Genomic DNA, 11,312 nt, shown 5'->3' on the forward strand with positions numbered 1-11,312 from the left:
CTTGCCAGCCCGCTCAGAGATGTGTATAAGAGACAGGCTCAGGGAGCTCGCCGCGGGCGACCGCACCGCCGCCCTCGCCCTCGCGCCCGGCACCCTCACGGCCACCCCGGCCGAGGGCGGCCACCGGCTCGACGGCACCGCCCCGCCCGTCCTGACCGCCGAGGCGGCCGACCTGTTCCTGCTGCCCGCCGCCACACCCGACGGCGAGCGCTGGTTCCTCGTGGACGCCGGGGCCGAGGGCCTCGCCGTGCGCCCGCACCGCAGCGTCGACCCGACCCGGCCCACCGCCGAGGTGCGCGCCGACGCCGTCCCCGTACCGGCGCACCGGGTGCTGCCCCTGGACTCCGCGCTCGTCCGCGACCTGGCCGCCGTCCTCCTCGCCGCCGACGCCTGCGGGACCGCCGCCCGGAGCCTGGACACCGCCGTCGCCCACGCCTCCGTACGCGAGCAGTTCGGGCGGCCCATCGGGGCGTTCCAGGCCGTCAAACACCTCTGCGCCGACATGCTCGTCCGCCTCGAACAGGCCCGCGCCCTCACCTGGGACGCGGCCCGCGCCGCCGACGAGAAGCCCGAGGTGCGCGGGCTCACCGCGGCCCTCGCCGCCGCCGTCGCACCGCAGGCCGCGTACGCCTGCGCCAAGGACGCCATCCAGATCCTCGGCGGCATCGGCTTCACCTGGGAGCACGACGCCCACCTCCAGCTGCGCCGGGCCGTCCTCGCCCGCCAGCTCCTCGGCGCCGCCGACACCCACCGGCTGCGCGCCGTCCGCCTCGCCGAGGCCGGAGCCCGCCGCGAACTCACCCTGGAACTCCCCGCCGAGGCCGCCCACCACCGCACCGAGGCCCGCCCCCACCTCGCCGCCGCCCGGGGCCTGGCACCCCGCGAGGCCCGCCGCGCCCTCGCCGCCACCGGCTACGCCGCCCCGCACCTTCCCGCCCCGTACGGACGGGGCGCCTGCCCCGTACAACAGCTCGCCATCCAGCAGGAGTTACGCGAACAGGGCATCCGGCTCAGCGACCTCTCCGTCGCCACCTGGGTGGTGCCGTCGCTCATCGCGTACGGCACCGATGAGCAGCGCGAGCGCTATCTGCCCGCCACCCTGCGCGGCGACCTCCAGTGGTGCCAGCTCTTCTCCGAACCCGAGGCCGGCTCCGACCTCGCCGCGCTGCGCACCCGTGCCGTACGGACCGACGAGGGGTGGCGGATCACCGGGCAGAAGGTCTGGACGAGCGCCGCCCGCACCGCCGACCACGGCATCCTGCTGGCCCGCACCGACCCGGACGCGCCCAAGCACCGCGGGCTCACCTACTTCCTGGTCGACATGAAGAAGGCCCGGGGCATCGACATCCGGCCGCTGAAGGAGATCACCGGCGAATCCCTCTTCAACGAGGTCTACTTCGACGACGTCCTGCTGCCCGCCGACGCCGTCGTCGGCGAGGTCGGCGGCGGCTGGCGGGTCGCCCGCAACACCCTGGGCAACGAACGCGTCCACATGGCCGACCAGATGACCTTCGACAGCGGGCTCGAAGCGCTCATCGCGCGCTCGGCCGGGCTCGACGAGGTGACCGGGGCCCGGATCGGCGCGCTCGCCGCCGAGGCCCACGCGCTCGCCTGCATCGGACTGCGCACCACGCTCCAGCAGGTCTCCGGCCGCGAACCGGGCGCCGGGGCCTCGGTCCGCAAGCTCGTCCAGACCCGCCACCAGCAGAAGGCCGCCGAGCTCACCCTCGAACTCCTCGGCCCGGACGGCGCGGTGGACGAACCGGCGGCGGGCGGACGGGCCCTCCACGGCTTCCTGATGTCCCGCTGCCTGACCATCGCGGGCGGCACCACCCAGATCCAGCTCAACGTCGTCGCCGAGCGGATTCTCGGCCTGCCCCGGGACTGACCACACGCACGGAGAAGGAGGAGTCGGAAGATGAAGGCCTACATCGTCGGCGTCGGCATGACGAGGTTCGAGAAACCCGAGACCCGCGACTGGCAGTACTGGGACATGGTCCGGGAGGCGGGCGGCGCCGCCCTGGCCGACGCCGGGGTCCGCTACGACCAGGTCGAACAGGTCCCCGTCGGCTACTGCTTCCAGGCCTCCACCGCCGGGCAGCGGGCCATCTACGAACTGGGACTGACCGGTGTCCCCGTCTACAACGTCAACAACAACTGCGCCACCGGCTCCACCGCCCTGATGCTGGCCCGGCAGTTCGTCGAGGGTGGCGGCAGCGACTGCGTCCTGGCCGTCGGCTTCGAGAAGATGGCCCGGGGCGCGCTGGGCGGCGGCTCCGACGGCGGCGACTTCGCGACCTCGCCCGTCGCCCGGCACTACGGGATCATGGCGGCCGGCCACGGCTTCGTGAACGCCCCGCCCACCGCCCAGATCTTCGGCAACGCGGCCCGCGAGCACATGGAGCGGTACGGGACGACGCCCGCGCAGCTCGCGGCGGTCGGGGCCAAGAACCACCGGCACTCGGTGAACAACCCCTACGCCCAGTTCCAGGACCCGTACACGGTCGAGGAGATCCTCGCCGCCCGCACCGTCCACCGCCCCCTCACCAAACTCCAGTGCTCGCCCACCTCCGACGGGGCGGCGGCGGCCGTCGTCGTCTCCGAGCGGTTCGTCGAGCGGCACGGTCTGGGCGAGCGGGCGGTGGAGATCGCCGCCCAGGCCATGACCACCGACACCGAGGCCTCCTTCGCCTCCGGGAGCTGCATCGACGCGGTCGGAGCCCCGATGTCCCGGGCCGCCGCCCAGAAGGTCTACACGGCCTCCGGCCTCGGCCCGGACGATCTCGACGTCATCGAGCTGCACGACTGCTTCTCCGTCAACGAACTCCTCACCTACGAGGCGCTGGGCCTGTGCGGCGAGGGGGAGTCCGGCAAGCTCGTCGAGTCCGGGGCGACCACCTACGGCGGGCGGTGGGTCGTGAACCCGTCCGGCGGGCTGATCTCCAAGGGCCATCCGCTGGGCGCCACCGGCATCGCCCAGGCCGCCGAGCTGACCTGGCAACTGCGCGGCGAGGCCGGCGCCCGCCAGGTCCCCGGCGCGCGGACCGCCCTCGCCCACAACATCGGCCTCGGTGGGGCGGCCGTGGTCACGCTGCTGCGGCGCGGCTGAAACCGGACCCCCGTGCCCGGGCAACGGCCCCCCTGCCCGCGCCGCGCCGCGCGTCAGCCTCCCCTTCCGCGCGTCAGCTCTCCCGCCCGGAGGCCCCGCCCGTCTCGCGCCCCTCCCCGTCCCGGTCGTCCTCGGTCGTCGCCCTGCGGGCCGAGGCCGCGCGACGCAGATGGCGGTGGCGGGCGGGCGGCTGGTTGCTCATCTCCTCGCCGACCATGACCCGCACCGCGTCGCGCATACCGTGCAGGCCCTCGCTCCGCTTGGGGCCGCCGGCGGGGTCGGTGCGCAGCTCCCGCAGCAGGGACCAGCACAGGAAGAGCATCACCACGACGAAGGGCAGGGCCACCAGGATCGTCGCGCTCTGAAGCGACTCCAGCCCGCCGGCCACCAACAGCGCCGCCGCGACCGACGCCATGAGGAGTCCCCAGGTGACGACGAGCCAGCGCCGCGGGTGCAGGGCCCCCCTGCTGGTCAGCGAACCCATGACCAGGGAGGCGGAGTCCGCGCTGGTGACGAAGTACATCATGATCAGGATCATCGCGGCCCACGACGTCAGCGTGCCGACCGGCAGGGCGTCGAGCATCGCGAACAGCGTCGCCTCCGTCCCCTCCTTCGCCTTCTCGGCCATGTCGACGACGCCTGTGTCGGCGAGGCGGATACCGGTCCCGCCGAGCACCACGAACCACAGCGCGGTCGCCCCGCTCGGTACGAGCAGCACGGCGAGGAGGAACTCGCGGATCGTGCGTCCCTTGGAGATGCGCGCGATGAAGGTACCGACGAAGGGCGCCCAGGACAGCCACCAGGCCCAGTAGAAGATCGTCCAGGTGCCCAGCCAGCTGTGGCCGCCGAAGGCGCCGGTCCGCGAGGCCATGGGGAGGAGGTGGTTCAGGTAGCCGCCGACCGAGGACGGCAGCACGTCCAGGAGGTAGACGGTCGGACCCGCGACGAAGACGAAGACCATGAGGGCCGCGGCGATGACGAGGTTGATCGAGCTGAGCCATTTCACGCCGCCGTGCAGGCCGGTGAAGGCGGAGACCACGAAGGCCGCGCCGAGCACGGCGATGACCACCAGCTCGACGCCGGTGCTCTGATCGAGGCCCGCCGTCAGATCGAGCCCGATGGCGATCTGCAGAGCGCCGAGTCCCAGACTCGTCGCCGTGCCGAAGACCGTCGCGAAGACGGCGAGCAGGTCCAGGAGCTTGCCGAGGACGCCGTTCGCCCTGCGTTCGCCGATAAGGGGCACGAACACGGCGCTCAACCGGTTGCCCCGGCCCTTGCGGAAGCTCGCGTAGCCCAGCGCCAGGCCCACGATCCCGTAGATGGCCCACGGAGTGAGGGTCCAGTGGAAGAAGGAGTACTCCATGGCGGCGCTCGCGGCGCCCGCCGTCTGCGGCTCGGCCCCGCTGGAGGGCGGCGGGCTCAGATAGTGCGCGATGGGCTCCCCGACACCGTAGAAGATCAGCCCGATGCCCATGCCGGCGCTGAACATCATCGCGATCCACGGGAAGTTCGAGAACTCCGGCGGGGAGTCGTCCCTGCTGAGCCGGATCCGGCCGAAGCGGCTGAAGGCGATGATGAGGCACAGCACCAGGAAGACGTCGGCGGCGATGACGAAGAGCCACGCGAAGTTGTCGAGCACCCAGGGGAGGGCCGAGTCCGACGCGCTCTGGAAGGTGTCCTTGCCGAGGGCCGCCCACAGGACGATCCCGACGATGCCCAGCACCCCGATCGTCACCACCACCCGGTCCGGTGAGGAGTCCGTCCCGGAACCCGCACCGGGATCCGCGGGGCCGGCGGGAGACCGGCCGGGGGGCACGTCAGCGTTCTCCGTACTCATAGCGCACCACTATGCGGGGCGTATGCGGTGATATGGGGGATGTGCCACGCCGACGGTCGGTGTCCGGGGCGCGACTCGCGATACCCGATGTACGGTCCACCCGCCGCCTGGGACCATGACGTTCATGCCTGACGTCTCCGCGCCCGTCTCCGCCCCGCCGGCCTCCTCCCGAATACGGCCCAGCGCCTGGGCCGTCGTGCTCGCCGCCTGCACCGGCCAGTTCCTCGTCGTCCTCGACGTCTCCGTCGTCAACGTGGCCCTGCCCTCCATGCGGGCCGATCTGGGGCTGAGCGCCGGAGGCCTCCAGTGGGTCGTCAACGCCTACTCGATCGCGTTCGCCGGGTTCATGCTCCTGGGCGGGCGGGCCGCCGACATCTACGGGCGCAAGCTGATGTTCCTCGTCGGGCTCGGCGTCTTCACCGCCGCCTCCCTCGCGGGCGGCCTCGCCCAGGAGGGCTGGCAGCTCCTCGCCGCCCGCGCCGTGCAGGGCCTCGGGGCCGCCGTCCTGGCTCCCGCCACCCTCACCATTCTCACCGCGGCCGTGCCCGAAGGTCCGGCCCGGACGAAAGCGATCGGCACCTGGATGGCGGTCGGCGCGGGCGGCGGCGCGGCCGGCGGGCTGATCGGCGGGGTCCTCACCGACGCCCTCTCCTGGCGCTGGGTCCTCCTGATCAACGTGCCCATCGGCGCACTCGTCCTGGTCGCCGCCGCCCTGCGGATCACCGAGGGCCGCGCGGGCGACCGCCGACGCATCGACTTCCTGGGCGCGGTCCTCGTCACCGCGGGCCTCGCCGCCGCCGCGTACGGCATCGTCCAGACCGAGGCCGAGGGCTGGACGGCCGCCGCCACCCTCGTGCCGCTGCTCTCCGGGGTCGTGCTGCTGGCCGTCTTCGTGCTGGTCGAGGCGCGCACCGCCGTCCCGCTGATCCCGCTGCGCGTGTTCTCCGTACGGGCCGTGTCCTCGGCCAATGTGTCGATGCTGCTCATGGGGTCGGCGACCTTCTCCATGTGGTACTTCATGACCGTGTACGCCCAGAACGTCCTGGGCTACACGCCGTTGCGGGCGGGTCTCGCGCTGATGCCGACCTCGGCCGCCGTCATCATCGGCTCCAAGCTGGCCCCCCGCCTCATGGTGCGCGTCGGGGCGAAGAGCCTCGCCGTCGCCGGGGTCCTGATCACCGCCGCGGGCTTCGGCTGGCAGTCCACGATGGGCGTGGAGGGCTCCTACCTCACCGCGATCTGTCTGCCCGGCGTCCTGATGATGGCGGGGGCCGGTCTCGCCTCCACCCCGCTCGCCACGCTCGCCACCTCCGGCGCGGACCCGGGGGACGCCGGGCTCGTCTCCGGCCTGGTCAACACCTCCCGCACCATGGGCGGTGCGCTGGGCCTCGCGGTGCTCTCCACGGTCGCCGCCGCGCGCACCGCGGGTTCCGGCGACGCGGCCGAGGTCACCGCCGGATACGCGCTGGCCTTCCGCACGGCGAGCGGGGTCCTGCTGGCCGGCGTGGTCGTGATGCTGATCTGGCTGCCGAACCATCGACGGCCCCGTCCGCCGGCGGACCTCCCGGCCGAGGCCCCGGCCGCGGGGTGACGCCGGGCACCGCCCCATCGATCTGACGAGACGTCAGCAGTCTTCCCAACTTCCGTGGCCTGCGTTATACATGGGCCATCGGCTAGAACGCGTTCTAGAAGGGGCGTGCCCTGCCGGTCACCGCGCGACCTCGGTGCGGCCGACGGTGCGGACGGCCGTGCCGAGGTCTTCCCACCATCAAGGACCCGTAAAGGCCAACAAGGACCATCAAGGAGCTGCTCCGTCATGCCCATTGATGCCCGGGCGGCACTCGCCGCCGAACCCCGCCGAGCCGAGATCGGCTGGGACCACAAGGACGTCCAGCTCTACCACCTCGGTCTCGGCGCGGGCAGCCCCGCCACCGACCCCGACGAACTGCGCTACACCCTGGAATCCCGGCTCCAGGTACTGCCGAGCTTCGCCACCGTCGCGGGCGCGGGCACGGCCGCCTTCGGCGGGATGGGGGCGCAGGGGATCGACGTGGACCTCGCCGCGGTCCTGCACGGCGGACAGTCCGTACGCGTCCACCGCCCGATCCCGGTGACCGGCAGCGCCGTGCAGACCTCGAAGGTCGCGGCGGTGTACGACAAGGGCACGGCCGCCGTCATCGTGCTGCGCACCGAGGCCGGCGACGCCGACGGCCCGCTGTGGACCAACGACGCCCAGATCTTCGTCCGGGGGGAGGGCGGCTTCGGCGGTGACCGCGGCCCCTCCGACCGGCTCGCCCCGCCGGGCCGGGCCCCCGACCGCACGGTCGAGCGGGCCGTCCGCGAGGACCAGGCGCTGCTCTACCGCCTCTCGGGGGACTGGAACCCGCTCCACGCCGACCCCGCCTTCGCGAAGCTGGCCGGCTTCGACCGGCCGATCCTGCACGGGCTGTGCACGTACGGCATGACGCTGAAGGCCGTCGCCGACACCCTGCTGGACGGCGACGTCTCCCGGATCACCGCCTACCGCACCCGTTTCGCCGGAGTGGTCTTCCCCGGCGAGACCCTCCGTATCCGGATGTGGACCGGCGACGGCCGCGTCCAGGTGACGGTCGCCGCCGCCGAGCGGGACGACGCGCCGGTCCTCGCCGACACGCTCGTCGAACACTCCTGAGCACAGCAGAAACCTGATGTGGATGACGATGTGAGGGGAGCCGTACCCATGCGCGCAGCCGTACTGCACGAGATAGGCCAGGAGAAGCTCGAAGTCCTCGACGACGTCGAGGCGGTGGGCTTCGGCCCCGGAAAGGTCAGGCTCCGCATCCGCGCGACCGGCCTCTGCCACTCCGACGTCTCCGCGATGAGCGGCGTCCTCCCGCAGCCCGCCCCCTTCATCCCCGGCCACGAGGGCGCGGGCGAGGTCGTCGACGTCGGGGACGGGGTGACCGGGCTGAGCGCCGGCGACCGGGTCCTCGTCTGCTGGCTGCCCGCCTGCGGGGACTGCCCGTCCTGCAAACGCGGCCAGACCCATCTGTGCCTCGCCGGTTTCATGAACGCGGGCACCCCGAACTTCCGGCGTCCCGGCGGCGACGTCTTCGGCTTCGCGGGCACCGGCACCTTCACCGAGGAGGTCGTCGTCGGCGCGGGCTGCGCGGTGCCGATCCCCGACGACGTACCGTTCGAGATCGCCGCCCTGATCGGCTGCGGGGTCACCACCGGCCTCGGCGCGGCCATCAACACGGCGAAGGTGGACGCCGGATCGTCGGTCGCGGTGATCGGCTGCGGCGGCGTCGGCATCTCCACGATCCAGGGCGCCCGGGTCCAGGGCGCCGCGCAGATCATCGCCGTCGACCCGGTCGCCTCCCGCCGCGAGGCCGCCCTCCGCTTCGGCGCGACGGAGGCCGTCGCCCCCGACGGGCTGGCCGACGCCAAGCAGCGGATCACCGGCGGCGAGGGCTTCGACTACGTCTTCGAGGTCGTCGGCAAGTCCGCCACCGCCCGCACCGCCTACGAGAACACGCGCCGCGGCGGCACCCTGTGCGTCGTCGGGGCCGGGGCCATGGACGACACCTTCCAGGTCAACATGTTCGAGCTGTTCTTCGACGAGAAGCGCATCCTGCCCTCCATGTACGGCGGCGGGGACGTCCTGCGCTCCTACGAGAGGGCCATCGCGCTCTGGCGGGCCGGCCGCATCGACCTGGAGTCGATGATCACCCACCGGGTCCGGCTGGACGGGATCAACGACGCCCTGGACCAGATGCGCACGGGCGAGTCGCTGCGTACCTGCATCGAGCTCTGACCCCGGCGCCGGAACACGCGTACCGGAGCGCCCGACCGACGACGTTGAGGAATCCGATGTCTCTTCCCCTTCCGCTGGACGGACTGTCCGCCATCGTCACCGGCGCGGGCCGCGGCCTCGGCCGGGCCGAAGCCCTCGAACTGGCCCGCCTCGGCGCGGCCGTCGTCGTCAACGACTACGGGCAGCCCGGCCGCGACGGCTCCGGCGAGGCGTCCGCCGCCCCCGCCGAGGAGGTCGCCGCCGAGATCCGCGCGGCCGGCGGACAGGCCGTCGCCCACCTCGGCGACGTCTCCGACCACGAACAGGCGCGCGCGCTCGTCGCGTTGGCCACCGCCACCCACGGCCGGCTCGACATCCTGGTCAACAACGCGGGCATCCTGCGCGACCGGATGGTCTTCTCGATGACCGAGGAGGAATGGGACGCGGTGATCCGCGTTCACCTCAAGGGCCACTTCAACACCACGCACTTCGCCGCCGCCCACTGGCGCGCCCGCTCCAAGGAGACGGGCGGGCCGGTCTACGGGCGGATCGTCAACACCTCGTCCGAGGCGTTCCTCGCGGGCTCGGCCGGCCAGCCCAACTACGCGGCGGCCAAGGGCGGCATCGTCGGCCTCACCACCTCCACCGCGCTCGCCCTCGCCAAGTACGGCGTCACCGCCAACGCGATCTGCCCGCGCGCCCGGACCCGGATGACCGAGGACGTGTTCGCGGGCTTCCAGGAACCGGCGGACGGAACCCTCGACCCGCTGGCGCCCGAGCACGTGTCCCCGCTCGTCGGCTACCTCGCCTCACCGGCGGCCGCCGGGGTCAACGGGCAACTGCTCGTCGTCCACGGCGGGATGGTCGCCGTCGTCGAACGGCCCCGGGTGGCCGCCCAGTTCGACGCGACGAAGGAGACCTTCACCTTCGCGGAACTGGACGGGCTGCTCACCCCGTACTACGCGGACCGGCCCCCGAACGAGACCTTCGCCGCCGCCGAAGTCCTCGGGCTGAAGCGGCGGTAGCGGGGGAGGGGCGCACACGGGAGGGCCCGGCCGGCTGTCCGCCGGTCCGGGCCCTCCGTACACTGCCGAGCGGCTCTCAGGCCGCCCTGGATTCCTCGTCGGCGGGCCGACGGTGGCGACCGTGCGGCTGCACCGACGTGTTCTCCGCCGACGCACCCCCTCGGTGCCTTCCGGAACCCCCGGTTCCGGCCCCCTCGTCCGCCCCCGTCGGGCGCTGCTGGGTCGTGTCGATCCGTGCTTCGGACATGTGGGAAGTCACCCCGTTGTGATCGCTTACGTGTATCGCGCCTACAGGTGCAGCAAGCCCCGCCGCCGCCATCCGACGTGGTCACCGTCGGCACCCGCCCGACACGGCGGCGTAGCCCAGGGCCCCGAGTTTAGTCAGATCGAGCGGCTCGGTGCAGAGGCGCCCGGCCCAACGGAACGGGCTTGCACACAGCAGGAGCGGCGACGGCGGCGGACGGTTGCGTTCCGCCCTCCGCGCCACTCGGACGGCCGGACACGGAAGAGGGTTCCACGTCCTGCGGCGCGTCCAGCATCGCCACGCCGCAGGATGTCGCCCCGTTCGTGTACGGGAGACGCAGCACCCCGTCCCGGCTCCAGTACCCGGCCCCCGGCGCCCAGCCCAGCGGGGCCGCGAACTGGTGCAGCCGACGTCCCGCCGGACGCCAGACCCCCACCCAACTGCCCGCGGCCCCGTCGATCCGCAGCGCCACCGCGCAGCTCTCCGGCATCAGCATCTGGCCCGGCTGCACCGCGAACGGCGTCACCGCCACGTCCGCGGGGCGCAGGCACTCCGGGAACCTGACCGGCAGACAGCTCCCCAGCACACCCCAGCCGAGCCGGTCGCGGCCCGGGGCGTCCGAGCGGAGCAGCAGCAGCCCGCTGTCGGCGTCCGCGAGCAGCAGCCGGTCGTCGCTGTCCGGCGCGATCTGGAGCAGCGGCGTCACCTCGGCCCCGCGCCCCAGGTCGACGGCGACCGCCTTGACCGGTCCGCCGCCCGGCGCCTGCCGGTCCAGCGCCAGCAGCCGGCCGGCCCGGTCCAGCCAGACCCCGCCCGAGCAGCGCCCGGGAATCCGCGCGACCTCCTCGGGCCCGAACACTCCGCCCGCCACCAGCCAGAGCGACGACTGGTGCTCGCCGGCCGACAGGGCGTAGACGCACCGGCCGTCCGGCGAGGGCGGCAGCAGGGTCATCTCCGCGCACGCGACCGCGCCCAGCGGGAGTTCGCCGGTCCCGGGTCCCGTCGGGTAGAGCAGCGAGAACATCTGCCGGTCCGCGACCCGCCGCCGGATCAGCACCCGCCCGTCGGCGAGCGGCGCCACCTGGGCGTCCGGCTCCTCGGGCTGATCGAGGGGGAGGGACACCGCGTACGGCTCGGGCCCGTCCAGCGTCCACCGCTCCGGATACCAGTTGCGCTCGCCCGGCGGGCCGGGGGTCGCGGTGAGCCGGGCGGCGTAGGCCCCGTCCGCGGTGAGCGTGAAGCCGCCGGGAAGCGGTGCGTCATCGGCCGGCGCCGCCGGGCCGCCCGCGGCGGACGACGCCGCCGGGCCTGTCTCTTATACA

The 11,312-nt window shown here is 73.3% G+C and carries 7 protein-coding genes and 1 pseudogene; 6 read left to right on the plus strand and 2 right to left on the minus strand.

All coding sequences use genetic code 11. The annotated features are described in order from the left end of the window. Together CR470_RS30130 and CR470_RS30135 are read left to right on the plus strand one after the other, a co-directional pair. The coding region (locus CR470_RS30130; RefSeq protein ID WP_107489513.1) for an acyl-CoA dehydrogenase at positions 1-1,888 on the plus strand (1,888 nt) is incomplete at its 5' end. Between the two features lie 30 nt (positions 1,889-1,918). Continuing rightward, on the plus strand, positions 1,919-3,109 hold the full coding sequence (locus CR470_RS30135) for a lipid-transfer protein (RefSeq protein ID WP_097870655.1): 1,191 nt from the start codon (positions 1,919-1,921) through the stop codon (positions 3,107-3,109). A 73-nt stretch (positions 3,110-3,182) separates the two neighbouring features. On the opposite strand, the gene CR470_RS30140 is transcribed toward CR470_RS30135, so the two are convergent. Beyond that, positions 3,183-4,946 (minus strand): BCCT family transporter, encoded by a 1,764-nt coding sequence (locus CR470_RS30140; protein ID WP_097870656.1) that lies wholly within the window; start codon positions 4,944-4,946, stop codon positions 3,183-3,185. A 115-nt stretch (positions 4,947-5,061) separates the two neighbouring features. Here CR470_RS30140 and CR470_RS30145 point away from each other — a divergent pair, with 115 nt between their 5' ends. The 4 genes from CR470_RS30145 to CR470_RS30160 all read left to right on the plus strand — a co-directional run bounded on the left by CR470_RS30145 (position 5,062) and on the right by CR470_RS30160 (position 9,746). After that, entirely contained in the window at positions 5,062-6,537 is a 1,476-nt protein-coding gene (locus CR470_RS30145; RefSeq protein ID WP_097870657.1) for an MFS transporter, read from the plus strand. A gap of 225 nt (positions 6,538-6,762) precedes the next feature. After that, positions 6,763-7,617 (plus strand): MaoC/PaaZ C-terminal domain-containing protein, encoded by an 855-nt coding sequence (locus tag CR470_RS30150; RefSeq protein WP_097870658.1) that lies wholly within the window; start codon positions 6,763-6,765, stop codon positions 7,615-7,617. Positions 7,618-7,665: 48 nt separating this feature from the next. Continuing rightward, on the plus strand, positions 7,666-8,742 hold the full coding sequence (locus tag CR470_RS30155; protein WP_097870659.1) for a Zn-dependent alcohol dehydrogenase: 1,077 nt from the start codon (positions 7,666-7,668) through the stop codon (positions 8,740-8,742). Positions 8,743-8,798: 56 nt separating this feature from the next. Continuing rightward, positions 8,799-9,746: a 3-oxoacyl-ACP reductase gene (locus CR470_RS30160; protein ID WP_097870660.1), complete on the plus strand. Its 948-nt coding sequence runs from the start codon at positions 8,799-8,801 to the stop codon at positions 9,744-9,746. 377 nt (positions 9,747-10,123) lie between these two features. On the opposite strand, the pseudogene CR470_RS30165 reads toward CR470_RS30160, so the two are convergent. Then, positions 10,124-11,287 (minus strand): annotated as a pseudogene (locus CR470_RS30165) (hypothetical protein); the annotation flags it as partial. Between the last annotated feature and the right edge of the window lie 25 nt (positions 11,288-11,312).

The sequence above is a fragment of the Streptomyces sp. rh34 genome (genome assembly GCF_002551245.1).
In the GTDB taxonomy this organism is placed as follows: domain Bacteria; phylum Actinomycetota; class Actinomycetes; order Streptomycetales; family Streptomycetaceae; genus Streptomyces.

Excerpts from the sequence above, each read along its gene's own strand:
- CR470_RS30135 (WP_097870655.1), top strand. The coding sequence starts at position 1,919 with ATGAAGGCCTACATCGTCGGCGTCGGCATGACGAGGTTCGAGAAACCC.
- CR470_RS30140 (WP_097870656.1), bottom strand. The coding sequence starts at position 4,946 with ATGAGTACGGAGAACGCTGACGTGCCCCCCGGCCGGTCTCCCGCCGGC.
- CR470_RS30145 (WP_097870657.1), top strand. The coding sequence starts at position 5,062 with ATGACGTTCATGCCTGACGTCTCCGCGCCCGTCTCCGCCCCGCCGGCC.
- CR470_RS30150 (WP_097870658.1), top strand. The coding sequence starts at position 6,763 with ATGCCCATTGATGCCCGGGCGGCACTCGCCGCCGAACCCCGCCGAGCC.
- CR470_RS30155 (WP_097870659.1), top strand. The coding sequence starts at position 7,666 with ATGCGCGCAGCCGTACTGCACGAGATAGGCCAGGAGAAGCTCGAAGTC.
- CR470_RS30160 (WP_097870660.1), top strand. The coding sequence starts at position 8,799 with ATGTCTCTTCCCCTTCCGCTGGACGGACTGTCCGCCATCGTCACCGGC.